At 63.7% G+C, this 25,147-nt stretch carries 27 protein-coding genes; 5 read left to right on the forward strand and 22 right to left on the reverse strand.

Annotation, left to right across the window (positions count from 1 at the left end; translation table 11 throughout):
- The first annotated feature begins 57 nt into the window (after positions 1–57).
- Entirely contained in the window at positions 58–336 is a 279-nt protein-coding gene (locus CJD35_RS19855) for a hypothetical protein (protein ID WP_226952285.1), read from the forward strand.
- On the opposite strand, the gene CJD35_RS19860 is transcribed toward CJD35_RS19855, so the two are convergent.
- The 4 genes from CJD35_RS19860 to CJD35_RS22785 form a co-directional block, all read right to left on the reverse strand.
- Positions 333–1,007 (reverse strand): nucleotidyl transferase AbiEii/AbiGii toxin family protein, encoded by a 675-nt coding sequence (locus CJD35_RS19860; RefSeq protein WP_011950417.1) that lies wholly within the window; start codon positions 1,005–1,007, stop codon positions 333–335. The two genes, CJD35_RS19855 and CJD35_RS19860, sit on opposite strands and share 4 nt — an antisense overlap.
- Before the next feature lie 3 nt (positions 1,008–1,010).
- Positions 1,011–1,253 carry a hypothetical protein gene (locus CJD35_RS19865; RefSeq protein ID WP_242496070.1) on the reverse strand — a complete coding sequence of 81 codons (243 nt, stop codon included), beginning with the start codon at positions 1,251–1,253 and terminating at the stop codon, positions 1,011–1,013.
- Positions 1,254–1,577: 324 nt separating this feature from the next.
- Entirely contained in the window at positions 1,578–2,312 is a 735-nt protein-coding gene (locus CJD35_RS19870; protein ID WP_011950419.1) for a hypothetical protein, read from the reverse strand.
- Between the two features lie 6 nt (positions 2,313–2,318).
- Positions 2,319–2,489, reverse strand: a complete 171-nt coding sequence (locus tag CJD35_RS22785) for a hypothetical protein (protein WP_017184755.1) — start codon at positions 2,487–2,489, stop codon at positions 2,319–2,321.
- Between the two features lie 57 nt (positions 2,490–2,546).
- Here CJD35_RS22785 and CJD35_RS19875 point away from each other — a divergent pair, with 57 nt between their 5' ends.
- Complete coding sequence (locus CJD35_RS19875; protein ID WP_017184754.1) at positions 2,547–3,716, forward strand: tyrosine-type recombinase/integrase; 1,170 nt, start codon at positions 2,547–2,549, stop codon at positions 3,714–3,716.
- A gap of 70 nt (positions 3,717–3,786) precedes the next feature.
- On the opposite strand, the gene lpdA is transcribed toward CJD35_RS19875, so the two are convergent.
- Genes lpdA through pdhA form a run of 4 tightly spaced genes read right to left on the reverse strand, consistent with a single transcriptional unit; the run spans position 3,787 to position 8,939 of the window.
- A complete protein-coding gene (gene lpdA / locus CJD35_RS19880; RefSeq protein WP_011950421.1) occupies positions 3,787–5,184 on the reverse strand; it encodes a dihydrolipoyl dehydrogenase in 1,398 nt (465 codons plus the stop codon).
- A gap of 20 nt (positions 5,185–5,204) precedes the next feature.
- Positions 5,205–6,467: a pyruvate dehydrogenase complex dihydrolipoamide acetyltransferase gene (locus CJD35_RS19885; protein WP_011950422.1), complete on the reverse strand. Its 1,263-nt coding sequence runs from the start codon at positions 6,465–6,467 to the stop codon at positions 5,205–5,207.
- Between the two features lie 19 nt (positions 6,468–6,486).
- Positions 6,487–7,857 (reverse strand): pyruvate dehydrogenase complex E1 component subunit beta, encoded by a 1,371-nt coding sequence (locus tag CJD35_RS19890; RefSeq protein ID WP_011950423.1) that lies wholly within the window; start codon positions 7,855–7,857, stop codon positions 6,487–6,489.
- Positions 7,857–8,939: a pyruvate dehydrogenase (acetyl-transferring) E1 component subunit alpha gene (pdhA, locus tag CJD35_RS19895; protein WP_011950424.1), complete on the reverse strand. Its 1,083-nt coding sequence runs from the start codon at positions 8,937–8,939 to the stop codon at positions 7,857–7,859. The genes CJD35_RS19890 and pdhA overlap by 1 nt, the downstream gene beginning before the upstream one ends.
- A 106-nt stretch (positions 8,940–9,045) precedes the next feature.
- Between pdhA and CJD35_RS19900 the strand changes: the two genes are divergently transcribed.
- Complete coding sequence (locus CJD35_RS19900) at positions 9,046–9,951, forward strand: LysR family transcriptional regulator (protein ID WP_226952286.1); 906 nt, start codon at positions 9,046–9,048, stop codon at positions 9,949–9,951.
- Positions 9,952–9,988: 37 nt separating this feature from the next.
- On the opposite strand, the gene CJD35_RS19905 is transcribed toward CJD35_RS19900, so the two are convergent.
- The 6 genes from CJD35_RS19905 to CJD35_RS19930 are packed head-to-tail and all read right to left on the reverse strand — an operon-like array spanning position 9,989 to position 17,058.
- On the reverse strand, positions 9,989–10,648 hold the full coding sequence (locus tag CJD35_RS19905) for a hypothetical protein (RefSeq protein ID WP_011950426.1): 660 nt from the start codon (positions 10,646–10,648) through the stop codon (positions 9,989–9,991).
- Positions 10,649–10,653: 5 nt separating this feature from the next.
- Entirely contained in the window at positions 10,654–11,163 is a 510-nt protein-coding gene (locus CJD35_RS19910) for a DUF2726 domain-containing protein (protein WP_011950427.1), read from the reverse strand.
- A gap of 13 nt (positions 11,164–11,176) precedes the next feature.
- Positions 11,177–11,377, reverse strand: a complete 201-nt coding sequence (locus CJD35_RS19915; protein ID WP_011950428.1) for a hypothetical protein — start codon at positions 11,375–11,377, stop codon at positions 11,177–11,179.
- Positions 11,378–11,427: 50 nt separating this feature from the next.
- Positions 11,428–14,472 (reverse strand): MobF family relaxase, encoded by a 3,045-nt coding sequence (mobF, locus tag CJD35_RS19920; RefSeq protein ID WP_011950429.1) that lies wholly within the window; start codon positions 14,470–14,472, stop codon positions 11,428–11,430.
- Positions 14,472–16,778 carry a type IV secretion system DNA-binding domain-containing protein gene (locus CJD35_RS19925; protein ID WP_011950430.1) on the reverse strand — a complete coding sequence of 769 codons (2,307 nt, stop codon included), beginning with the start codon at positions 16,776–16,778 and terminating at the stop codon, positions 14,472–14,474. The genes mobF and CJD35_RS19925 overlap by 1 nt, the downstream gene beginning before the upstream one ends.
- A complete protein-coding gene (locus CJD35_RS19930; RefSeq protein ID WP_011950431.1) occupies positions 16,768–17,058 on the reverse strand; it encodes a hypothetical protein in 291 nt (96 codons plus the stop codon). The genes CJD35_RS19925 and CJD35_RS19930 overlap by 11 nt, the downstream gene beginning before the upstream one ends.
- A 481-nt stretch (positions 17,059–17,539) precedes the next feature.
- On the opposite strand from CJD35_RS19930, the gene CJD35_RS19940 reads away from it, so the two are divergent.
- Entirely contained in the window at positions 17,540–17,758 is a 219-nt protein-coding gene (locus CJD35_RS19940) for a hypothetical protein (RefSeq protein ID WP_026002696.1), read from the forward strand.
- Between the two features lie 119 nt (positions 17,759–17,877).
- On the opposite strand, the gene CJD35_RS19945 is transcribed toward CJD35_RS19940, so the two are convergent.
- Together CJD35_RS19945 and CJD35_RS19950 are read right to left on the reverse strand one after the other, a co-directional pair.
- On the reverse strand, positions 17,878–18,102 hold the full coding sequence (locus tag CJD35_RS19945; protein WP_011950432.1) for a hypothetical protein: 225 nt from the start codon (positions 18,100–18,102) through the stop codon (positions 17,878–17,880).
- A gap of 371 nt (positions 18,103–18,473) precedes the next feature.
- On the reverse strand, positions 18,474–19,289 hold the full coding sequence (locus CJD35_RS19950; protein ID WP_011950433.1) for a hypothetical protein: 816 nt from the start codon (positions 19,287–19,289) through the stop codon (positions 18,474–18,476).
- A gap of 560 nt (positions 19,290–19,849) precedes the next feature.
- Here CJD35_RS19950 and CJD35_RS19955 point away from each other — a divergent pair.
- Complete coding sequence (locus CJD35_RS19955; protein WP_011950434.1) at positions 19,850–20,134, forward strand: hypothetical protein; 285 nt, start codon at positions 19,850–19,852, stop codon at positions 20,132–20,134.
- 6 nt (positions 20,135–20,140) lie between these two features.
- Here CJD35_RS19955 and CJD35_RS19960 read toward each other — a convergent pair whose 3' ends face one another.
- The 6 genes from CJD35_RS19960 to CJD35_RS19985 form a co-directional block, all read right to left on the reverse strand.
- Positions 20,141–20,707, reverse strand: coding sequence for a hypothetical protein (locus CJD35_RS19960; RefSeq protein ID WP_017184750.1), 567 nt, complete (start codon positions 20,705–20,707; stop codon positions 20,141–20,143).
- 186 nt (positions 20,708–20,893) lie between these two features.
- Positions 20,894–21,973, reverse strand: coding sequence for a DUF2493 domain-containing protein (locus tag CJD35_RS19965; protein ID WP_011950436.1), 1,080 nt, complete (start codon positions 21,971–21,973; stop codon positions 20,894–20,896).
- A 901-nt stretch (positions 21,974–22,874) separates the two neighbouring features.
- Positions 22,875–23,477 (reverse strand): hypothetical protein, encoded by a 603-nt coding sequence (locus CJD35_RS19970; RefSeq protein ID WP_011950437.1) that lies wholly within the window; start codon positions 23,475–23,477, stop codon positions 22,875–22,877.
- 32 nt (positions 23,478–23,509) lie between these two features.
- Complete coding sequence (locus CJD35_RS19975; RefSeq protein ID WP_011950438.1) at positions 23,510–23,839, reverse strand: hypothetical protein; 330 nt, start codon at positions 23,837–23,839, stop codon at positions 23,510–23,512.
- A gap of 58 nt (positions 23,840–23,897) precedes the next feature.
- Complete coding sequence (locus CJD35_RS19980) at positions 23,898–24,227, reverse strand: single-stranded DNA-binding protein (RefSeq protein WP_011950439.1); 330 nt, start codon at positions 24,225–24,227, stop codon at positions 23,898–23,900.
- Positions 24,228–24,835: 608 nt separating this feature from the next.
- A complete protein-coding gene (locus CJD35_RS19985; protein ID WP_095687526.1) occupies positions 24,836–25,144 on the reverse strand; it encodes an alkylphosphonate utilization protein in 309 nt (102 codons plus the stop codon).
- Between the last annotated feature and the right edge of the window lie 3 nt (positions 25,145–25,147).

Below are 25,147 nucleotides of genomic sequence, written 5' to 3' on the forward strand. Positions count from 1 at the left end.
TCTCCAAGCGCATTCAATGGGCTTGGCGTGTGCACGACCCAGCTCCACAACGAGCCCGTGGTCTATAATCGCAAACGCCATGGCCGGTTCAAACTGGATGGCCGGATGTACGATTTCCGGATGCGGCCGTCGGTGCCCAGGCGGCTGTCCAAGGAAGTCCTGCTTGTCGACCTCCTCCATAACATCGACAGGCTGCCCGAGGACAAGGTGGCCATCCTGCCGCGTGCGCTTGCCAAGGCAGGGGAGATGAATAGCGCGCAGCTCGCGCGTGCGGTGAAGGAATACGGTTCGGCTCGTGCCGAACGGCTCCTCGCGCCCGTGCTGCGACCGTCTTAATCGGAAAGTGAAGCCCCTAAAATTCGGTGCGTAATCGCCTGCGCCTCTGCGACCAGATGGCTGTTCTTTTCCCTGTACAGCAGCTGGCCAATCACCGTCTCGACAGCCTTCGGGTTGACCTTCTCGACGACTTCCAGCGCCTTGCGGCATCGCTCATGGCCGCATTCACGCAATGCTGACACGACATAGTCGTCACCATGGTGCTCGGCGATGGCAGCAAGATCGAACATGTCGCGTGGCTGCAAGTTCCAGCCCCGGAAGTAAACTTTCTTCGCTGCAATCTCGGCCGGAGTTTCAAGGTCGACCGTCCGCCCCCTCACATCGTGGCGCTCACTGGAAACATCGAGGATGGCGGACGAACAAATGAAGTCGATCTCACCCAGTTCGTCAAAGGCGAGTTTGAGCGCCTGCGTCCCGTCGCTCTTATATTCGTCCGGCCGACGGGTCATTGCGAAATCCTGGATCTCTGGATTGAGAAAAGGCAGGATTTGCGGATCATCAAGGAAGATATCGATGTCGTGGCTTTCACGATGATCGATCTGGAGCATGAGCGCCGTCCCGCCGCCGAAGCTCCACGAGGGCACGAAGCCGACGTTCTCCTCGAATTGGGCGAAGATTTCCATCGCAAGATCGAACAGGACCGGCCACTGGCTTGGGCCGCGCTCGACCATGCGTTACGCCGCCAGCGGGAGCGCGTAGCCCGAGAGGTGGGAGAACTGGTCGGCGACCGCGCAGACCTTGTCGGCGTCGACACCCATTTCCTCGACGAACTGCAGCTGCAGAGCCGGGCTTACTTCCGAGAAGAAGGAAAACACGGGCGCGTTGAAATCGCTCGCGCTCTTTGGGTCGGCGATCAGCGCAGCGAGTTGATGCGCGGAAAGGTTCGCCCCATAAGGAGCGTTCACCGTCGCCAACACCAAGCTTACCGCCTTTGCCATTTCTAACCTGTACCATGATCTCGTGGATCGTTCAGCGCATATAGCGCTTCGGCGTTATCAAAACAAGAACGGCGCCAATCCGCTATCCGGCCAGGCGGGATGTGCAAGGCCGATTCTCCGCGTAAACCGCCCTCCCCGCGTGATTTTCTCACTTACCATAATGGGAGATTATGGTAAGTACAGGGCTGCTGGAACGGCAGGGAAGGGCAAATTTTGCGGATGATGACGAACGGGGAAAAACCATGCGGCACAGATGTGTCGCGCCTTGTGCCGCATGTTTTGAGCAGAACGCCGCCGCTCGCCTCAGTCAGCGCCGATCTCGGGAACCTCGAACAGTTCGATTGCGAAATCGGCGATCTGGTCGGCGGCAAGATGCATCATGGCGATCGGCGCGCTGTCCATGTCGACCCGCTCGATCTTGTCGTCCGTCATCCGGACAATGAAGCGATCGCACTGCTCGAGCACCACCATGCGGATTCCGTCGTCATCGTCGAGCGTCAGGCGCCGGATGCTGCCTTCATAGGCGACCCAGGCACCGTTGTGGCCGCTCGTCGTGCGCACATAACCGACCGCGACATGGCCACCGGCCTCGACCTTCTCGACGATCGGCAGGAGCCATCCGAAGCGCAAGGGCGCGGTTCGGGTCGTAATCGGCTTGGCGCGCGCCATTCTCTCGCAGACCCAGCCGGTCCCAAAGGAAAGCGCCAGGCAGAACAGCAGTTCCAGTTCGATTGCGAGCGCGGAAAGCCCCGATGGGACCTGGCCGGACAGAAGTGCCTTGTAGGGATTGGGATCATAGGGAAGCGAGATCAGCGGCTTCCACGCCGCTATCGCTTCGTTGAAGGCAAAAATTCCCGCCCCGGCGGTGTGCGCAGCGAGCGCCAGCAGCACAATCAGGAAAATGGTGAGATTGGAATTGGGCCGGTCGGGCCGCGGCGACACAAAATCACTCGCCTCGCCAATACGAAGACCGAAATAACCCGCAAACCCGGGAAGCAGAAGAACCAGAGCGCCAAGCAGCGCGTAGCCGAATGTCATTCGAGATCAGGCCGTCTTGGCGAGCTTCTTGGCCTTTTCAGCACGAATCTTCGCCCGATCGATGACATAGACGCCATCGCGCTGGACGGCCGCCTCGCGTGCCTTCTTCCAGCTGCCGAAGGTTTCGCGGACCTCCCGGCCAAGGGCCAGAGCTTTTGCCGAGTTGAGCTGCATCATATCCTCCGGGAAGACATATAGCGAACGATGACCGAGAGTTCCACCAAATCCTCCCCCATGGAAATCATCGTCGTCAGGACGAACGACACTGCTCTGCCGACACGATCGCGCAAGACAGACGCCGAATCCGTCGATGTGCGGCTGCTGCGCACGATCGGGGAAATCATTCCGACCGATCTACCGCCGATCAGTCAGCTCGGTCTCGAGACGACCCTGGCGGCGATGGCCGACGCGACGAAGGCGGCGATAGCCGCCGATCTCGACTGCTGGCGCGACTGGTGCGGTGAAGAAGGCCGCAGGCCATTGCCAGCCGATCCCGAAGATATGGTGCGCTATGTAAACGCGCTGGACGCCAAAGGCAGGAAGCCCGCGACGCTGGCGCGGCGCATCGCCAGCATCGCCTCGGTCCACCGCATGCTGGGCTTGGCCTCGCCCGCCGCGCCGACCGACGCCCCGATGGTTCGCGCCGCGCTGAAGGCCATCCGCCGGCAGAGAGGCGCACTTCAGCGTCAGGCTGCGCCTCTGCGGTTAGGCAAGGCGCTGGATCACCACGCCGCCAAAGGCTTCACCCTGGCTGCGCTACTCGAAGCGTGTGGCGGCGATCTTCAGGGGTTACGGGACGCGGCGTTGCTTTCGCTCGGCTATGACGCAGGGCTCCGGGTCAGCGAGCTCACTAGGGTTGAAGCCACGCATATCGATGCGCAGGACGACGGCTCGGCGACCTTGTTCATCCCCTTCTCCAAAACCGACCAGGAGCAGGAAGGCGCGTGGGCGTGGCTGTCGGCCGAGACGATGCGCAGGGTCGCCTTGTGGCAGGCCGAAAGCGCGATCGAGGACGGGCTGCTGTTTCGCAGGGTTGGTGTCTATCGCCGGCGCGCGCGCGGCTCCGATCCGGAAACGGCACTGGCCCGAACGACCTACACCATCGGCAAGGAGGCCCTCAGTCGGCAGGGGGTCAATGGGATCTACAGGCGCGTGGCGAGTGCCGCCTACGAAATGGGGCTGGTCAACCTGAGCGCCAGCAAGCTGGCCGATGCGGTTCAGGCGCTGTCCACACATTCGCTGCGCGTTGGCCTGACCCAGGACCTCTTCGCCGCCGGAGAGGACGGAGCCGGCATTGCGCAGGCGCTGCGATGGAGTTCACCGACAACCGCGCTACGTTACGGTAGAAAGCTCGCGGTGCGAAGCAATGTCGCCGCACGGGTTCTTTCAAGAGTACGTAGCTGACCTTGACGCCTCGCCGCTCGTGGTTCGGCAGCAGAAGGAGGCATGATCTCTCCCAAATATGGAAGATAGCCTAAATATGGACTGCGCGCCCGAAGGCAGCAAGCACGCTTTCATGCATCGTTTCGGAAATGGTCGGATGCGGAAAAACCGTTTCCATCAGCTCCGCCTCGGTTGTTTCCAGTGTACGACCGATGGTGAAGCCGTGGATCATTTCGGTCACCTCCGGGCCGACCATGTGTGCGCCCAGCAGCTCGCCAGTTTGGGCATCAAATACCGTCTTGACGAAGCCTTCTGGCTCGCCGAGCGCGATAGCCTTGCCATTGCCGATGAAGGGAAAGGTGCCAATCCTCACTTCGTGACCTGCTTCCCTCGCATTTGTTTCGGTGAGGCCGACACTAGCGATCTGCGGGTGGCAATAGGTGCAGCCGGGAATGTTCCTGGGGTCCATTGCGTGCGGATGCTGACCCGCTATGGTTTCTGCCGCGATAACACCTTCATGGCTGGCCTTGTGCGCTAGCCAAGGCGGCGCCGTGGCGTCTCCGATCGCCCAGATTCCCTCGACATTGGTGCGGCATGCGCCATCGGTAACAATGTGGCCACGCTCCGTTTTCACACCCAGTGCCTCAAGCCCAACGGTTTCGGTGTTTGGGACGATCCCGATTGCCACGATGACATGGCTGTATTCGTCCGAAACAAGTTTGCCATCCCGGGCTTTGATCGCGACTGTTACGCCGGTGGCACCGATATCGAGCTTTTGGACACCTGCACCCGTCAAGATCTTCATGCCCTGCTTCACCAACGCTTTTTCCAGGAAGGTCGAGACATCTGCATCCTCGACCGGAACGATCCTGTCCAGCATCTCGACGACTGTCACTTCCGCGCCCATGTCGTTGTAAAAGCTGGCGAACTCGATGCCGATCGCGCCCGAGCCGATAACAAGCAGCTTGTTCGGCATTTCCGGCGGGTTCATCGCGTGGCGATAGGTCCAGACGCGCTTTCCATCGGCTTTCGGGAACGGCAGATCGCGAGCACGCGCGCCCGTGGCGATGATAATATTCTTCGCGGTCAACTCACTGGTCTTACCATCCGGCGCTGTGACAGAAAGCCTCCCTTTGCCGGTGAGCTTCCCCTCACCCATATAAACGGCGATCCCGTTCTTCTTCATCAGGTGCGAGACACCCTGATTAAGCTGCCTGGCAACGCCGCGTGAGCGCTTCACCACTGCATCCAGATCGGCGGTTATCTTCTCCGCGACCAGGCCATAATCCTTGGCATGCCGCATGTAGCGAAAAACCTCCGCCGAGCGCAGCAACGCCTTGGTGGGTATGCAACCCCAGTTGAGGCAGACACCGCCTAGATTCTCGCGCTCGACAATCGCCGTGTTCAACTTGAGCTGAGCGGCGCGGATCGCGGCGACATAGCCGCCGGGGCCTGAGCCAAGGACAATCACGTCGTAACTATCAGCCATGTTCGGAAATTCCTTGAGATTCAGGCCAACAGTGTCAGCGGCTTCTCAACGATGCGCTTGAAAGCGGCCATCAGTTGCGCACCGTCCGCCCCATCGATCGCGCGGTGATCGAAGCTGCCGGTTACCGACATCACCGTGGCAACGGTCAGCGCATTGTTCACTACATAAGGCCGCTTTTCGCCCGCGCCGATCGCCATGATCATGGCCTGGGGCGGGTTAATGACAGCCTCGAACTGCTTGATGCCGAACATGCCCATGTTCGACAGGCTGGCGGTGCCGCCCTGATATTCATGCGGCTGCAATTTACCGTTGCGCGCGCGCTCCGCCCTATCCTTCATCTCGCTGGAGATTGCGGCAACGCCCTTGGCGTTCGCGCCCGCGATGATCGGCGTGATCAGGCCGCCGGGGATCGATACCGCCACCGAAATATCGACGCGGCTGAACCGCAGCAGATTGTCGCCGGCAAACTGCACATTGCAGCTGGGCACTTCGATAAGGGCGGCCGCCAAGGCCTTGACCAGCAGATCGTTGACCGAGAGCTTGACACCGCGTTCGGCAAGCCCGTCGTTGAGATCGGCCCGAAGCTTCAGCAATGGATCGAGGTGGATATCGGCCGTGAGGTAGATGTGCGGAACCTGCTGCTTCGATTCGGTGAGCCGTCGGGCAATGACTTTCCGCATGTTTGACAGCTTGACGACTTCGTGTGGAATGTCGGGTTCGATCGACGGTACTGCGGCGGCAAACGCCGCGGGGACCCCCGGAGCGACGGCCGGCATCGAGGCAGGCGTCGCGCCATCAATGTCAACCTTGACGATGCGGCCATTAGGCCCGGAGCCTCTTATCGTAGAAAGATCGATGGCGCTTGCCTCCGCCAGACGACGGGCAAGCGGGCTGGCCTTGATACGGCTGGCACCAATTGCGGGTGCGGCTGACGACGCGACAGGAACAGCGGCGGGAATGGATGTAGCGACCTTGTCGGCAATCTCGGGGGCCGGCAGAAGCGCGGGAACAGCCCCTTCCCCGATAGCGGTGATATCCTCGCCTTCGGCGGCAAGCATGGCGACGACGGTCCCGACCTTCACGCCTTCTGTACCTTCGGGGATGAGGATTTTCGCGATAATGCCTTCGTCCACCGCCTCGAATTCCATCGTCGCCTTGTCGGTTTCGATTTCGGCCAGCAGGTCGCCAGACTTCACCACATCGCCCTCCTTCACCAGCCATTTGGCGAGCGAACCCTCCTCCATCGTGGGAGACAACGCGGGCATCTTGAGTTCAATCGGCATTTTCGAAACTCCGCAGGCGTCAGCGATAACGGACGCGCTTGACCGCCGCGACCACGTCATCCGCCTTGATGAGCGCGGCCTTTTCCAGATTCGCGGCATACGGCAGCGGCACGTCCTTGTTGGTGACGCGGAGCACCGGGGCGTCGAGGTCGTCGAAGCCTTCCTGCATGGCGATGGCGATGATCTCCGAGGAGATGGAGCAGACCGGCCAGCCTTCCTCCACCACCACCATCCTGTTGGTCTTGGCGAGCGACTTCAGCACGGTTTCCTTATCGAGCGGGCGGAGCGTGCGCAGGTCGATCACCTCCGCGTCAACACCTTCATCTGCCAGCTTGTCGGCGGCTTCCAGCGCGACACCGACACCAATGGAGTAGCTCACCAGGGTCACGTCACGCCCCGCGCGGGCGATGCGGGCCTTGCCAATCGGCAGGACATGATCGTCCAGCTTCGGCACGTCGAAGCTCTGGCCGTAGAGCAACTCGTTTTCCAGGAACACGACCGGATCGGGCGAGCGGATCGCGGCCTTCAGCAGCCCCTTGGCGTCGGCGGCCGAGTAAGGCGCGATCACGATCAGGCCAGGAACGGCAGCATACCAGGGCCCGTAATTCTGGCTGTGCTGGGCGCCGACGCGGCTGGCGGCGCCGTTGGGGCCGCGGAACACCACCGGGCAGCGCATCTGGCCGCCGGACATATAGTTGGTCTTGGCCGCCGAGTTGATGATGTGGTCGATCGCCTGCATGGCGAAGTTGAAGGTCATAAACTCGACGATCGGCTTCAAGCCGCCCATCGCCGCGCCTGTGCCTATGCCGGCAAAACCATACTCGGTGATCGGGGTGTCGATGACGCGGCGATCGCCGAACTCTTCCAGCAGGCCCTGCGTCACCTTGTAGGCGCCCTGATATTGCGCCACTTCCTCGCCCATCACGAAGACGCGGTCGTCGGCGCGCATCTCCTCGGCCATGGCGTCGCGCAACGCCTCGCGCACCGTGGTCTTCACGATCTCGGTGCCGGCGGGAATATCGGGATCGGCAACCGCCGCGCGGGGCGCAGGCGCCGCAACCGGCTGCGGGGCCGGCTCCGCCGCCTTGGGCGCGGGTGCCTCGACCTTGGGAGCGGGGGCGGCGGCTTGGACCGTCACGGCGCTTTCACCCTCGCCAGCGATCAGCGCGATCACCGCGCCCACTTTCACGCCGTCGGTGCCTTCAGGAATGACGATCTTGGCGATGATGCCCTCGTCCACTGCCTCGAATTCCATCGTCGCCTTGTCGGTCTCGATCTCCGCGAGGATGTCGCCGGATTTCACCGCATCGCCTTCCTTGACGAGCCACTTTGCGAGCGTACCCTCCTCCATGGTGGGAGAAAGCGCCGGCATCTTCAGTTCAATCGCCATCAATATTGCCCCACCAGCACATCGGTATAGAGTTCGGCAAGCTCGGGCTCCGGGGCCTGCTCGGCGAAGTCGGCGGCTTCCTGAACGATCTGGCGGATCTCCTTCTCCAGCGCCTTCAACTCATCCTCGGTGACGCCGGCCGCCTCCAACTCCTGCTTGAGATGCTCGATGGCATCGGACTTGTCGCGGACCGCCTGCACTTCCTCGCGCGAGCGGTACTTGGCCGGATCGGACATGGAATGGCCCCGATAGCGGTAGGTCTTCAATTCCAGGAGGATCGGCCCCTTGCCGGACAGCACCCACTGCCGGGCTTCCTCAGCAGCGCCACGGACAGCGAGCACGTCCATGCCGTCCACCTGGATGCCGGGGATGCGGAAGCTCTCGCCGCGCCGATAGAGTTGGTCCTCGGCCGACGCGCGGTTGACGCTGGTTCCCATGGCGTACTGGTTGTTCTCGATCACGAAAATCACCGGCAGCTTCCACAGCTCCGCCATGTTGAAGCTTTCGTAGACCTGTCCCTGATTGGCCGCGCCGTCGCCGAAATAGGTGAGGCAGACGCCGCCATCATCCGCATATTTATGCTTGAAGGCTAGGCCCGTGCCCAGCCCCACCTGCGCGCCGACGATGCCGTGGCCGCCATAGAAGCCATGATCGACCGAGAACATGTGCATCGACCCGCCCTTGCCGCGTGAAATGCCCGCAGCGCGGCCGGTCAGCTCTGCCATGATGACCTTGGGATCGATCCCGTAGGCCAGCATGTGGCCGTGGTCGCGATAGCCGGTGATGACGCTGTCCTTGCCCACCCTCATAGCCGATTGCAGGCCGACGGCGACGGCCTCCTGCCCGATATAAAGATGGCAGAAGCCGCCGATCATGCCGAAGCCGTAAAGCTGGCCGGCCTTTTCCTCGAAACGGCGGATCAGCAGCATCTGGCGGTAGAGTTCCAGCATCTCCGCATTGGTCGCCTGATAGCGGACGGGCTCGGCCGGACGTTCGCGATTGGAGGCGGATCCAGATGAAACCGAAGCCCGCCTTGCCGGCCCGGCTCGGCTCTCTGCCTTCACATGCTGCTCTTTGGCCACGAACCCTTCCCTTCCCCTGCCTGCTGCGCTTTCGGGGTCTGGCCATGAGATAAATGTCACATCAGTTCAAATCATAGTTCATTCGATGTATGTATAACCAATGGTGATGAATCGGATCGCGCTCTACCATCTGGAAACCCTGCTTTGGATCAACCGCCTTGGCTCGTTCAGCGCGGCAGCGAATCGCCTCAACACCACGCAACCGGGCATTTCCGCGCGAATACGCGAACTTGAGAATCACCTGGGAATTCCGTTGTTCGCGCGACAAGGGCGTAACATGATCCTGTCTGTCCAGGGCCGTGAACTGGTGCGCCGATGCGAGCAGGTGTGGCCGTCGCTTCAACAGGCCCTGCTCAATCCGGTGGACCTCAGCAGCGTGGCCGGCATCGTCCGTATCGGATCGGGTGAAATTGCGGCCGCCAGTTGCCTGTCCGCTTTCGTGAATGCGATCCGTCAGGAGATGCCAGGGCTTTCACTGGAGATCGAAATCGACCTGACATCGAAACTGATCGATGGACTTCTAAGTGGCGCGGCCGATCTGGTTTTCGCGATCGGTCCCGTTGAAATGCCCGGCATCAAGACGCGGCGGATCGGCGAGGTCGAGTTGATATGGCTCGCGTCTCCCAGCCTCGCGAACATGCTGGAGCAGCGACTCGTGCCCCCAAAAGACCTGCTGTTCTGGTCATTGGCACGAAGCTCCCCCATGCATGCGATCATGCATGATGCCTTGGGTGGACTGGGATATCATGACGGGAAGATAAACACCTGCAACGACCTGCATTCTCTGATCGATATCATCGTGTCCAGCGGCGGCGTAAGCTTGTTTCCTCTCAACATGGTGGGAGAGAAGATATCTAGTGGCGAGATCGTTCGCGTTTTCGATCAGTCACCGCCTCCTATTCTGTTGCAGGCAGCGATCCGATCTGCTGAGAAGGACCCGATCATTCTTCATATCTTCGAAATTGCCCATGCGCTGAAAACCGAAGAGGTATCGGCGCCCGCCGCTCGATAGGACCGGGTCTTCGGCCGCGCTTCCGCATGATCGTTCGTTACAGGGGCGCTGGACCGCGCCAGTTGGGCCGTGTCGGCAATGTGCCGTTCGGACGCCTGTGCAGGTCGATGCCATTGCCCCGTTGTCTGGTGAACACCATCAGCGGCACGACGGCGTCATAGGTCGTTGACGAACCGAAAAAGTCCACCGGGCCGTGCCAACGCTGCCCTTCCGCCACTTTCATCCGATAGGTTCCAGGTGGAACCGCGATTATCGCCCGATCGTTCTTGCGGACATAGACCGAGATCACATGCCGCCCGCTTTGAGGGTCGAAGAGCTGAACGACGGCGTTCGCATCGGAGGTCGTGACTGCCATCCGCGATGTCGCCCCGGCCGGATCCAATGCGGGGTTGACCGTCACGCTGCCCGTTTCGGGGAAGGGTAATCCGGGTTCACTATCCGCCAGCCAGCCTTCCCGCTTCAGCGAATGCCACACCGGGATAGCGATGAGAAACAGGCTCAACGCGAGCGACATCCAGCGCAGCATCCCGCCGGCATTACCGCGCGATCCCCTCAACCGGCCGCGCTGATAATCGAAACCGCGGTTGACGGGATCGAACCAGGCGCCCTCGACGCGCCCGGCCCGATCGTTCCATCGGGTTCCCTTCGCGCGCGCGCGATAGCGCTCGCGCATATAGTCGCGATCTTTGAGCCCCATGCCGGTTATCCCTGATATGCGGCGCTCGCCGCACCGTCGCGAAGGTCACCCACGAAACCGAGCACCGTCTGTACCGTGGGGCTTGCACCAGCGGGGATCCGCAATGTGTGATAGCCGGCCCGGGCGGTCATCGCGTCACGCTCCCGATCCTTGCCGGGATCGTGCGAACGATCGTCGATCTCGATCAAGGCGACCACCCTTCCCGTCGTGGGATCCTCGACCACAAAGTCGATGATCTTTCGCTGGAAGCGATTCCAGTCCGCTGGGGTCGGCCGCCGGCCCGGCACCGATGGAACCTTGAGGAGGGCTCCCATCGAGACCTGGGCATGGAGGCGGTACATGGGCAGGATGTGCTCGAGCGCGGCCAGCATGGCTTGCTCGCGCTGCGTCATGAATGGCCGCGCCACTGGGTCGAGCGGTTTCTGTGGAGTGAAGCCTCGGGACATTTTCGACCAGCCAAGCGCGACGATGACGCCCACCAGCAGAAGCGAGGCGAGAAATTCAAATGTGCTCATTGTAGCCCTCCGTTCAGCCCCAGCCGTCCCGGCGACCTTCGCCATTGTCGCGCAGCTTACGGCCATCGAGGGCCGACCGGCGGATGTTGAGTTCGACCTCCTCACCCTTGCGGGTCAGCTGGACATCACGCGGATCGATGTTGTTGCGCTTCGCATAGTCTTCGGCTGCCCGTTCGCTCCCGAACTTGCCAGCCTCATCGAATTCCCAACCCATCGTTCGTCTCCTTCTCTTCGCCGCAGGCACCACGCCGGCGACTTCTCCATTCACAAGTCGAGCCCGAGGCTGCGCTCGGGCAGCGGTGGCAGCGGATCGCCGCGATCGGGTTTCAGATCGGGCGGCGCTTGTGGGGCCTTCGCGGCCGGCGCAGATGCCGCGCCATCGGGCAGAGGCGGCAGATCGCTTGGAACGGGAGCAAGATCGGACAGGTTGACGCCGTCGATCGGACCGGGATCGAACTTCTCGCGGGGTTGCGCGCCCGGCCCCTTCCTGCCGTCGATATCGAGGCGGCCGAGCGTCTCGAGCGAGGAGGTCTTGTTGCCGGGATTCATGTCGAGCTGCCGCGCGAGCTTCTCCTTGTCGTCCACGACCATTGTCAGCTCGTCGCGCACGCGCGTGACCCCGACGTTGAAGAGGCGCTGGTTCGAGAGGTTGCGCTCATGCGACGACATGACGGTGATCGCCTTGTCGGTGGTGATCCCCTGGGCCATGTGCATATTAAGGCTATAAGCAAGGTCGAGCCGAGATAGCATCGGGTCACCGAGGCTGAGCGTGAGGAGCACCTTGTCCGCAGTCTCAACCTTCACGCCATCGGCATCGACGCCCACAACGCGCGCAAGCGCGGCATTGTGCAGGCCGCGCTGCTTGTCGTTGGCCGTCCAGCGGATGCGGTCCCCTTCGCGCAGCTGAAGGTCCTTCTTTTCAGAAAGCTGCAGGCGATCGCGCTGCTCGGTCGGCGACAGCTTCTGGGGATCGAAGCGTATCCTGCGCCGACCGTCCGACAGTTCGACCTTCCCGTTGGCGTGGACCTTGAGGACGTCGTAGCGTCCCGCCTTGATCCCGACGTCCTGCGCGCCGCCGCGGCCGACCTCGAGCGTCTGGCCCTGACGGTAGGTCGAGGCATAGCGCAGCTCCTCGCGCGTGGTGTTGACCCGCTCAAAGACAGTGAGATGGATCGCCTGGCCCTTGACGCTCCCTTCCGCGATCAGGCCATCTTGGATGCGCTGGTTGATGACGGCGCGCGCGTCGCGGCCCGAAGCGAAGACAGCGGTCGCCTCCCGTTCGCCAGGGGAGAGCTCGAGCCACATGTCGGCCGCAGCGGCGGCCGGCTCCCCCGCCTCGACGACACGGTCCCCCAGCACTTTCAGCGCCGCGCCGGCCTTGCCGATATTGGCGAGCGCCGCGACGGTGCGCAGTTGGTCGGTGCGTTGGCGGATATTCTGATCCATCCGCGCCATCGTGCCGCCGCCCGCCTGGATCATGGCGAAGGCCTTGCCCGCGTCGATCGAAGAGAGCTGCTGCCGGTCACCGACCAGAACGAGCTTGTCGACGCCCAAGGCTGCTGTGATCTGGTGGAGCTTGAGCATTTCGTTCGACGACACCATCGAGGTTTCGTCGACGAGAAGCATGGTACCGGCGAGCTTCTCGCGCGCAGCCTCATATCCCAGCGTGTCACGCTCGGTCACGAACCGCTCGTTGGCGAGCACGAAGGAAGCGATCGTCTGGGCCTTGATGCCCGCCCCTTCGGCGAGGTCCGCGACCATCTTGTTCTGGAAGGCAAGTCCGGTGATCCGGGCGCCCTCCTCCTCGGCGACCCGCGCGACCGCCTGGAGCATGGTGGACTTGCCCGTGCCGGCGGCGCCCTGCACCGAGACGGTACGATCGGCGGATGACAGGATCATCGTCGCGGCGGCGAGCTGCCCAGGATTGAGCGGCCGTTCGGCGGCATCCTGCAATCGCTGCGGCGCATCGGCGGCCGCCACAATTGGCTCGGACTTCCCTTTCCCCTCCTCGACGGCGGCAAGAATCTTCTCTTCGGTCCGCAGCGCCTCCTGCGTGGTCACCATGCGGCCAGTCCGGTCCGCGGCTGTCGCGACGCCCGGGATGAGCTGACGGTTCTGCACGAGCCGGTCGATCCGCCTCTCGATCAGGTCGACGGTGACGCCCTTGAGACCGAGATCGAGCGCGGTCTTGCCGAGCAGATTGACGGGCCATGCGGCCTCACGTTCGGAGAGGATCCGGACGGCGGACGCGACCGCGAGCTGCGCGCGCGCTTCCGCTGGCGACTTGACCGCGCGGGCGAGCGCATTGTCCACTAAAGGGTCCTGGGGGCGGAGCAGCGCACCCAGCGTCTGGCGGGCACCAGTTACGGCATCGACAATGGCGCGGTAGCCGCGCTCGAGAGCATTTTCCGAAGACGCCATCCCGGCGCGCGCCTCGGCTGCTGCCCGCAGGTCCTTGCCGTCGAAGCCGTGGGCAGCGGCCTGGTCGATCCAGCCCTGCTTCAGCGCGGCGCGGTCCTCGACGTCGAGCTTGGGATCGCGCGAGCGTTTGGTGATTTCGCGCAGGCCCTCCGGCGACTTGATGCCGAGCCGCGTTGCGTGATCGAGGATCTCCTCGCGGCGCTGGCTGAATTCGCCGATGACCGCCTTGGGAACGCCGGCAATCTCAAAGGTGCCATGCTTGCCCTTGAGGTCCACCTGATAGCCGATCCGCTCGAGCCCGGCGCGCAGGAAAGCATGGTAGATCGAGCCGATGATGCTGTTGTGGCTCCAGAGTTTGTCGGCGTGGAGTGCCTGCCATTTGCCATCGGGCATGCGGGTGAGGTTGGCGATGACGGCGTGGATGTGGGCCTGCGGATCGAGCGCCCGGCTCGTGTCGTGCTGGAAGAGCGCGTAGACGAGATTGCCCGTCTGGACCGGGACCTTGCGCCCCTCGATGTCGCGACGCCCTTCCGCGAGGTTCTTCTCGACCCAGGCCATGGTCGCCTTGACCGCGGCCATATTGGCGTCAAGCACGCGCTTGTCGCCGGCGACATAGGCCATGACCGAAGCCGACTTCGGCATGGAGAAGGTGAGGTCGTAGCCGGCGCGCCGGTTCTCGACCTGGGCGACCGCTTCGCCGCTTGGGAGGATACCGTTCAGCACGCCCTCGAAGGCGTCCTTCGAGACTTCTCCGGACAGGCCGATCGCCTCGGCGCCCTCCCCTCCCCAGGCGCTGATCTCGGACGAGCCCTCGACCGTGTAATAGTCGTCCTTCGCGAAATAGTTCGCGGCACCGGAAGCGGAGCGGACGCCGGCGACCGAGAGCATCAGATGCCCATGTCCATGCCGTCATCCTCGCGGCCGGTGGAGAAGTCGTGGCGCAGCTCGATCAGGGTCTGGTCCTCGACCTGTGGGCTCGTCTCCCCGTGCCGGTGGCCATCACGACGATCGTCCCGGTCGCGCGCGGAAACCGGCTGTTCCTCGCCGCTGGCGCGCGCCGCCTGCGCCCTGTCCGCGCTATGCGTGCCAGGCGTCGCCTGTTCGTCCCGGTCGTCCGCCCGCTGCGCCGCGCGGCGGGCGGCATCGTCCTCCTCCTCGACCTCGGCCGACAGGATCCGTGCGGCGAGATCGCGGGCGAGATTGGTGATCTCGGCCACTTCCTCCACGACCTGCAACGAGCCGTCGCGCCCGCCCGCCTCCCCTGCCCCGTCTTCCTCGAACACCTCCTCTCCGCGCCTTGAGCGTACCGGCCCGACATCGGGCCGTTGGACGAAGCCCTGGGCGACCTGGGGATAGTCCTTCCACTCGAGCAGGATGCGCGCGGCGGGGAAGCCGTCGGGGAATTTCACGAAGCCGTGCATCGAGGGCAGGTTGGTGATGTCATCGGCGATGACGAGTGGTTCGACCTGCTTGCGCGGGGTCAGGGTCGAAGCGTCGCGGGTGTTATTGTAGCCGTAGCTATAGGCCTCATCCATCTGGCGAACCTCGCGGTTGCCGATGTAGCGCGCGCACTGCTCGGCCGTGTCGAGATCGGCCGTCGCGAGGATGAGCTTGGAGCGGGCGAGCGAGGCGAGATTGCGTGCCCCTTGCTCGCCATAGACTTCGACCAGCTTCTCGAAGCTGTGGATGCCCAGGATCATCGCGCCGCCAAACGCGCGCGCCGTCTGGAGACCATTCTCGATCGCCGGAAGGCGATGCAGTGCGCCAAGCTCGTCGAACATGAACCAGGTGCGCAAGCTGCGGGTGCGCGGCAGCGTCATCAGCCGGTTGATCGCGAGATCCATCCACAGCGTGAGCAGCGCCCGGTTCATCGGCAGATCGACATAGTTCGACGTCACGAACAGGATCGATCCGGGCTTCTTGTCCCGCGTGATCCAGTCGCGGATCGAGAAGGATTCGCCCTCGTCGGGAAGGAAGCGAAGGACCTGCGCATTGGTGTTGAAGACGGCGCGGATCGATTCCGCCATGCGGGCCGCTTCGGGGGCAGTGAGCGGGTCGGCGATGGTGTTGGCGAGGAAGCGGTGGACGCGCTTCAGGTCGGCCGTCATCAGGTTCTCGGACAGCGCCAGATTGCTGGTCTGCCCCCGCTCCATCAGGCGAATGCACATCTCGATGAAGAGGGTGCGCGCTGCGAGCGCCCAGAAGGGTTCGGACGAACCGCCATCCGAAGGGATTAGCGCCGCCGCGGCGGCCGTGAATTCGCTGTGGGTGCGGCAATCGTTGAAGATCGACCAGGCCGGGCAGCGCGCGTCCATGGGATTGAGGATCGTGTCGCGTGTGGGATCGTAGAAGGCTTCGACATAGGCGCCGGTGAGATCGAAGATGACGGCCGTGTCCTGGCGCTCGCGCATCTGGGTGACGAGGCTTCTGAGCTCGGTCGTCTTGCCTGATCCGGTGGTGCCGATGAGCATCGCATGGGATTGTTCGGTGCGGTGCGGAAAGGGGATGCCCGCGAGCGTGTAGGGATGATGGATGCCGGCTTCCTTGCGCGCTCGGAACGGGAGCGCGAGAACCTGCCGCGAGGACAGGCCGGGGAAGAGGTCGGCCGCCTCCTCTTCGAACTTCACCCGGTTATGCTCGTTGATCTCCACCAGAAGCACGCTGCGATCAACCAGCATGGCGCCGCGTTCATGCCGTTCCTGAAGGATCGAACGGCCGCGCCGATGCGAGATGTCGACGAACCAGATGGCGGCCGGAATGGTGATGAAGACCGAGATCAGGAAAGCGCCGATGAGGCCCCGCATCGCGACGGCCCAGGCTGTGATGACCTCGGGAATATAGGGCACCGCTTTCATCACGGTGCGCATGAGGTCGCCGTTCGGCAGCGTGACGTTGACGCGCTTGTTCGGATTGAGGTCGATCCAGTTCCAGAGGGTCGCATAGACCTTCATGCAGACGAGCTGGAAACCATGCTCGTCGAGCTTGAGCGACATGATGATGAACCAGGCGGCGAGAAAGGCGAAGAACCAGAGGATGAAGGGCAGCTTGGCGCCCGAGAACCACATCAGCATCTCATGGGTGAGTAGCTGGCTGCCGCGGGTGAAATTGCCGGCATTGCGCTGCACGCGGCCGCGCGCCGAATGATGGGTGAGCGGGACGGGACGCCCGTCCGTGCGGATGTCCTCACGCGCCATGATATTGCTCCAGACGTTTGTCGGTTTCCGCGATGATGCGGTCGCGATATTCGGGGAATTGTTCGCGGATGATGATGTCGAGCGCGAGATGCTGGAACTCGCTGATGCGGGCGATCCGACGGTGGCTTGAGGTCAAGAGCTGGCCGGATCCCAGGAAGGCATCGACGGCCGCGCGCAGCAGGTCGGACGGCGTGCATCCGCGCTCCGCGGCGAGCGCTACGAGGCGATCATATTTGCTCCGGTCGAGCCGGACCGAGCAATGCTTGTAGGGAATGGTCAAACCGAGCCTCCTAGCAGGGAGGCTGGTGGGGTCTCAGAAACCGATCCGACTTATAGCGCAATCGTGTCGGTGGAGCAAGAAAATCGCATGCGCGGCGCGGAGCGTGTTCTCGTGTAACACGCTGAAATGGCCGATTTTCGTGTGTTTTGTGGGCAGCGAAATCCTGTCCCACAGCCGCACACGCACCAAGACCGCCATAAGTCGCTGGAATTGTTCCAGAACCCAATGCACCGAGGTGCGTTCGGTGTGCTTCTCTGCACCAGGGCTGATCCACTCCCCGGGGCGTCTTGTGACGCGATCAAATGGCATGGGGAAGCGCCTCCGGCGGGACGCCAGGCCGTCCGGTGGACGGAAGGAAAGCCATGGTTGCGGCAGTTGACCAACCGCTTGGCGGGCGCGCATTCCGTGCTTCCGGCATGGCCGGTGAGCGCTTATAGTGGGCCTGTTCATAGCCCGATCAGCGTGAACCGAGAGGCCCTTCATGGCACGCACATTGGAACAGGAAAGAGCAGCGATAGAAGAGGAAGGCCGCAAGCTCGAGGAGCGACGGCAACGGCTGGAAGAGAAGGAACGCGAGGCCGCGATCCAGGCTCTTGAGAAGACCGGCCTGCTGAAGCTCGACGGCAAGCGATTGGGTGGGCTCGTTGCCCGTATCCGGTCGCTCGGCATCGACGAAGTGGAAAAGCGCCTCACGGCCTGAACAGCCCCCGCCGCGACCCTTGTCGCGGCACGGGCATGGGGGGTTCGATGCCCCCCATGCCCGTAACATCGCCACACAAAAAAAGGGAGAGGCGCGTGCGCGCCCCTCCCCGTCTTGCCTCAATATTCGTCGAGCAGTCCGCCCGGCACGCTGTGGACGATCCGGTCGATGATCGTCATCGGCAGCGCGCCGTAATCGCCCTCGTCGATGGTGATGTAGCCCGCCTCGTCGTCCGCCACGACGTGCTGGTCGAAGTAGCTGTGAAGCGCGCGGCGTTCGGCGTTCGCGATGGCTGCGAAGAAGGCGGCGTTGTCGGCGGCGGCGCTGGTCGAGATCATCTGCATGGATTCGCTCCTGTCTGTCTTGAATGACAGGAGCGGCGCGTCAGGCGGCCGAGGCCGGGTCAAGGACCCGCGAAGCGGGCCGCGAAGCGGCGGTGGGGGTCACGATTTTCTTCGGCGGCCACCACGCCGAAGGACGAGCGCCTCCCCTCGATCCGCCGAAGAAAATCGTGGGGCCCCGCCGTCCTTGAGGCGGCCTCGGACGTCTGACAGAATGGGAAGACTGTGAGAGATGTTCCCTCTCGTCGGGAGACCTCGGCCGAGGCGTAGCGACGTGCGGACCGAAGGGTCCGCATGGCACGCGAGCGAGCCGGGGCATCGAGCCATCTCGTCGAAAGAACGGGACCGAGCGCGTGGCCCGGTCCCGGCTGCCGTCAGGGGTGACGGCCGCAATGGCAATAGTGTTCGTCGATGCCGGTCAGGGAGCATAGGCCGGGTCCGAAGTCGGCATATCGCTCGTCCTCGCCCGCGATGTAGCCGTGGTCATTGGCGATCTTGACGGCGTAGCGGCGCAGGTCCGGATCAAGCTTGTTGATGGCGCGTGCACAGGCCGTGGAGAACTGGCGGGCGTAGAGTTCGTACGTCGCGCCGGCGGTGGCCCGCATCTCCGCTTCGGCGAGCCGTTCCGCGTCGGCACGCAACTGTTCGAGGGTCAGAAACTGCGGCGTCTCCTTGATGCACGAACCCCCGGATAGAGCGATAGGCTGGTTCTGGATCACCACGCGATAGGCCGGGCTATCGTCCGAGAGTGCTCGAAGGATCGCGTAGCCGTTCGATCGGGCGACCTGGCGTGCGATGCGGCAAGTTAGGCGGTAGAGCCGGTCATGCTCGGCCCTGAAGAAATCCCGTTCGGTGGAGGTTTGGGCAACGCTGACTAAGCGCCCGCAGGTCTGGGTAAGTGCGAGATATCTTTCGAGCAGGCGAATGAGCCGGAAGCCAGTCGCTTGCGCTGGCCAGTAGCCCGGCTCGTGCGGTTGGACAATATGGGCGGTATCCGGCCGGACGTCGTCGATGTCGTCATCCGGATTGTCCGGCACATGGTCGTCGGGGATCCGATAGACGGTTCCGCAGTGCGAGCAGCGCGCGCGTTCGTCGACATGATCATATTGCTCGGCGTCGAAGAGGGTCGTGCAGTTTGGACAGAATGGGGTGCTGAACAGCGTGCGCAGGGAGTGGTGAAGATTGTCCATCGAAGCCTCCGTTGATGATGGTGCGCTCCCCATCTCGCATCGATGAGGATGGGCTCATCTGGACGCGGTGTTGAGGCGGTCAGGGACGGCATGGCCGCCGCGTGAGCGGGCAGCGGGGGGAGCCGATTTTGTCGCCGGGAAGCGCAGCGCGCCGGCCGGCAAAATTGGGGGGACCGCTGATCCTTGACGGCCGATCGACACCCAGCGTCATGCTTTGGCGATGAAGCCTCGTCTGATGCCGAGATGTGAGAGAGCTTGGGTCCCGTCTCCCATCTTAGGCACGTGTCCGTGCCTGCCGGCAAGGCACTGTGGCTCGCTGTTCAGACGACCCACCTTGGTGTCTTCCCATGTCTGTGATAGGTGGCTGTTTGCGCCGCGAAGGCCGTGGCGCCGGGACTGGTAATCCCGTCGAGAAAGGCAGCTCGGTGTGATCTCACGCCGGGGTGCCTGCGCATATGTCCAGGTGCCTTGGTGCTAAAAGCGTAGGCGCATGTCTCGACGTGTTACCAGCCCCGGCTCCCGCGCCTCGTGCGCGGGAGTTTTGAGCAAGGGTTCGACCTTTGCGCATTGCGGGGAGCCTGGGGATGACCAATTCGGGACGAGAGATTGTTCCCCGCCGCGCGAAAGCCGCACCGCGCACGCCGGAATCAATCGACATATATGATCCGCAGGGAATCGATTCAAACGTCCGCCGGGCCCTCGCAGTCGTGCTGATGCGTGAGGCGATGGCGGCGCTCGAGCAAGCTGGCGAGCAGATGGCGACCTGTCATTTACAGGCGGCGATCGACAGCCTCATGCGTCGAAGGACCGACAGGATCCCGCCGGAGAAGAATTGCCGGGACTAACGCATGTCAGGCCCATGCGAAGCGGGCAGCCTCGCGCTCCTGCGCGCTCGCGACGAGACGCTCTAGTCGGGGCAGGTAATGACCGACACCGCGCAGCGCCGCGCGGCTCGGCGTGGCCGGATCGGACAGCCGGGCGCGTAGGAGATCGATGGGGATGTCACCGACGCTGTCAGGCTCGATCGCGAGCGCTTCGAGCAGCGCGTAGGCATTGCCGTAGGCGAGATCGAGTTCGACGCCCTGATCGGACGTGAGGGCGACGCGCAGGATGATCTCGGCGCTGCTCGGGCAGTGATGGATCGCGATGCGCTTGCCTCTGAACTGGGCCTCCTCGACGACTGCGATGACAGTGGCCTCGTGGTCGAAAATGCCCGTGATCGCGGCGAGCGCGAGTGGACAGACGCGCGCCTCGAAGCTGTCGCCAAGATATTCGTCGGGTTCGAGCAGCGCGATGCCGATACGATCTCCTTCGGAACGGAGGAACCGGCGGAAAGCCGCAAGCTTGCGGGCTGTGATGATGGCGCTGGGCGAGGCTGTATCGTCGGCCGGCTCGGTGATGCGGAACAGGATGGACACGGGCTTGGTCTCCTCGGCTGAAAGCGCCTCGCCTCTCCCCTCTTTCCTTGGCCCTTTCGGGTATTGTCCGTGCGGCGCGCGCCAGCGCCCGGCGGTGCGCGGGGGTTCGATGCCCCCGCGCACCGCATCCTCGCAGCGAAAAAGCAGGAGAGGCCCCGGCGATTGCCGGAGCCTCTCCCGGACGCGTCACCGACGACGGCGACCACCGCCGTTCACCATGGCGGCGTAATAGTCGTCCTGGGTCCAGGGATCGAATTCGTCCCGCGACTTTGCGGTTCTGCCGGTGGGCTGGGCGGGCTGCGGCTTGGCTGACGGTTCGAGCTTCACGATGTGGAGGGGAACGCCTGCCTGCCGCAGCTTCTGGGCGAGGTTCATCTGGATGCCGGAGCCTTCGCAGACGACAGCTTCGACCGGCTTGAGGGCGAGCAGCCGATCGTTGCGGACGAAGGCGGCCTTGGCCCCCAGCCGGCGGTCGAGGCGGAACATGATGACCTTCACGCCGCGTGCTGCTGCCCATGCCTGCGCGATGGCATCGCAGCCCTTGGTCTGTGCTGTCGTGGCGAGGATCATCTCCGGGATGCGGGCCAGGATCGAGTCCAGACCCTTCCAGAGCATGTCATGATCCTCCCAGACCTGACCGCCCGAGAAGGCAACGACCGGACCTTCCGGAGCGAACTGCTCACGGCGTTCCCGCATCCGGGCGGCGAGATAGTCTCGGGCGTCGATCATCGAGGCGGTGACGCCCTTCGAGACCCGGCTGCCGCGCGTCGGCGAATAGGGCCGTCCGGTCTCGACCCGGTAGACGTCGGCGGCGTGGTCGCGCATGCATTCCATGGCATCCCGGCACCCCTGCAGCGTCTGGCAGAGCAGCTGCGCCTCCTCGATCTGCGATGCGTAGATTTCGCTGGGATCGAAGCTGCGCGCGAGTTCGCCAAGCTCCTTGGCCGCATCGTCCTCGCGGTCGCTGATGCGCTTCGCCACCACATGGAAGCTGTTGACGAAGCCCCAGGCGAGATCGCTCGCGAAGGGTTCGAGGCGGGTGTCGCGGAACACATCGAAGAGCGTCGCCATCACCATTTCGACGGCGGCTCGGCTCTGTTCCGGATCGGGCATTTCCAGTTGCTCGCTCTCGTCGACAGGCGAAAGCTTGGCGCGCTCGTCATGCTCGATGAAGGCGGCTTCGTAGAGCGGGCTACGCTGGTCGGTTCCCGTCTCGCTGGCGATGAAGCTGGCGAAATCGGCGAAGTTCGAGAAGGACTTGGACATGTTGGCCTCCGTGGCTTTTGGATGTCTCATCCACGCGATGAGGCCTTGTTCAGGACATGCGGCGGTCAGGGAGGTCGGGGACGTTAACCGGGAAGCCGGCCGCGGCCGGACCCCGGTTGACGCCGCACCAGCGGGGAGCGGGGGAACCGATTTTTTTCGGGTGGGCGCGGCAGCGGCCGCACGAAAAAATTGGGGGGACCGCTCATCCTCGACGGACTGCCAACCCCGCATGCCAAACTAGGCAGACACAAGAGAGGAATAGGGATTTCAAACCTCACCGGGGGAATCCCGCAAGCGGGTTCGTCACCCGAATGGGCGGAGACGGGCCGAAGGCCTGGCTCCGTGAGCTTGGCCGGGGCACGTGCGGTACGCGCGGGCGGCGGCTTAGCGAATAGAGCCCCGGTCCCGCCCGGCGCGAAGCGTTGGGCGGGATGCGCCGAAACCCTCTTCTCTTCTTCTTGTCCGGGCAAAACCTCGCCGGCCCGCCCGGCACTGGATGGTCACCGCAAACCTCCCCGGTGCCTGACGTCCTGGGGCGTCACGGTATCGATCACCTGGATTGAGGAGCTGGCTGCGAGGCAGTTCGATCGCCGGCTGACACGCTCGCGCCCGCATGTCCGAACGGGGCTGAGCGATAGGGCCCGGGCGCAGTGAACGCGGCTCGCGGCAGGGCGATGAACCTCACGCGGCACAAGGCGCGGCACAACCTGCGGCACGCATGAGAGCCGGGTCACGACAGGAGCCGCCGGCGTCCGGATTTCACCGGGAGGTGGGCACGGCAAGTGGAAAACGCCACCAGCGGTGGTGGCGCCCGGCTGTGCGCTCGCGCGGGCAGATGATAGTCAGGCTCGAGCGAAAGGCAGGGCGAAGCCAACGACACTCGCCGGCTTCGCCGCACGGATCAGATAGGCCTGATCCAGTCGGCCGCCGGCTGCCAGCCGATGATGTCGCTGCCGCTATCGCTGACCGCATCGGCCGAGATGTCGCGCCAGGGCGACCGCGGCCGATAGGTCGGCATATGCCGGGCGGTGAGCAGTTCGAAGGTCGAACAGGTGTAGCCGCTCAACCTGATCGCGAGCACGGGCTGGTTCTCCGGCGGTAGGCCCGTGAAGACTGAGATGAAGCCCGCGGGAACCGGATGCAGTGTCGCATCGATCATCGTGCGCGCGAGCCGGGTCTCGAGTTCACCGGCTTCGCTGCCCCAGGGATGGGCATCGATGTCGATCTGGTCGGCGGCGCCGGCCGCGGGGAGGTAGGAGAATTCGCCGGACCAGCACCGGCTCTGGGGATGGAGCGCAGCGACGTCGGCCGCGAGACCGGCATCGCCGGTCTCGGAGCGGAGCCAGTCGGCCATGCCCGGCGTGAGCTTGCCCGAAAGCTTGCGCGCGGCGGTCGGCGCCGCGTCGAGTTCGGGAAATTCGACCAGCCACCAGGCGAGCCGATGGTGAAGGACGATGCCGTAGCAATGGGCGGCGGCGGTGTTCGAAGGGGCAGGTTTGATCATGACGGTACTCCGTTCGAAAGGCGTGTGACGGGTCAGTGGACCGACCCGTCGTGCGCGAAGATGGAATGGGGAATGGTCAGCTGATGCTCGCTGGCGATCAGCGACCAGGCTGCGGCGAGATCTTCGTAATATTCGCAATCGACGATCGCATCGGCGCTCGCCTCGCCGAACTGCACTTCCTCGAAGTCGCGGACATGCGCGGCGTCGGTCGCCTCGGTGATCGCCTGGCCGAGGTGCGCGGCGATCTCGTGGCGGTTAAGGCTGTCTGCCGCGCGGCGGATGCGCTCGACCATGTTGGGGTTGGTGATCTCGACGCCCTGGGCGATTCCGGCGATGTCGTCGAAGCTGGTGAGAGTGAACATCTTGCTCTCCATCTGAAGGAAGGTGGAGGGCGGCCGCGAGCGACCGCCCGGGAGACGGTCAGAGGAACTCGATTTCCTCGGCGACGATGTCGGTGTTGTAGTAGGTGCGCCCGTCGCGCTCGTTGCGGCTGTAGCGGATCTCGCCGACCACCAGGAGCTTGTCGCCCTTCTTCTTGTTGTTGGCGACCGACTTGCCGAGGCCGTTGAAGGCCTTGACCTGATGGAACTCGTCGTAGGTTTCGGTGTAGCCGTTGTCGTCCTTCTGGACCTGGCCGTCCTTGATCACCGGCTTCGAGGTGACGAGGCTGAAGCTGACGCCGCCCTTGCTGTCCGTGCCGAAGCGGGTGATGTCCGAGGTGATGCGGCCCGAGAGAAAAACCTTGTTCATGGCCTGATGCCTTTCGCGTTTCACGCCAGCGGGCCGATCCCGCTGGGATGAACAATCGCGAAGGCCCGTGATCGAGGGGGCACCGCACCTGCGCTTCAGCGCGGGGAAACCCCCATTTTTCGAGTGGTGCGGGCAGAGGCCGTCAGGCCTCAACACGGTCGGAAAATGGCGGGTTGCGGGGATCCCGCACGGGCGTAGCGTTCATCCAGACAAGCGGATGGCCCCGCGGTGATATCGGCAAGGCGCGCGGCATGGACGGTCTTCACACGGACCCGCCACGGCGAGACACGCCGGCAGCACGACTGCAGCGCGCGTCAGACATTCATCGGTGCCCAAATGGTCGGGGACGGCCTGCGTCGCAGCTTGACATCGGCGCGCCTTCCACGGCGGCGTTACGCCGTCAGGTCATGCCGGGCGGCGCTCGGCTAGCGCCAGACACGAGAAGGGCGCGGCGCCAAGTGGTCGGGCATGATCACCGGCCGCGTGGACGGCGATGGGCGCAGGTTCTGACGCCGTCCACGCAACTCGGTCAGGCTCCATGACCATCGGGCCGCGGGGCACCGGCCTGCTTCGTCCTTGGAGCGGTCGGCGAAGCCTCGCCAGCCATGTCAGTGCTTGCGGACGAATTCCGCGCGCAGGACCAAGCCCTTGATGCCTTCGTAGCGGCAGTCGATTTCCTGAGCGTCGCCGGTCAGCCTTATCGCCTTGATCACGGTACCCTTGCGCGGGGTCTGCCCCGCCCCCTTCACTTTGAGGTCCTTGATCGTGATGATGCTGTCGCCATCGGCGAGGACGTTGCCAACGGCATCGCGGACCTCGATCGTCTCGGCGGTCCGGGCATTCACGGCTGCCTCGGCAGCGGTGATCCAGTCGCCAGAGGCTTCGTCATAGACATAGTCGTCGTTTGCGTCGGTCACGAT

It is taken from the genome of Sphingobium xenophagum (genome assembly GCF_002288285.1).
In the GTDB taxonomy this organism is placed as follows: Bacteria; Pseudomonadota; Alphaproteobacteria; order Sphingomonadales; family Sphingomonadaceae; genus Sphingobium; species Sphingobium xenophagum.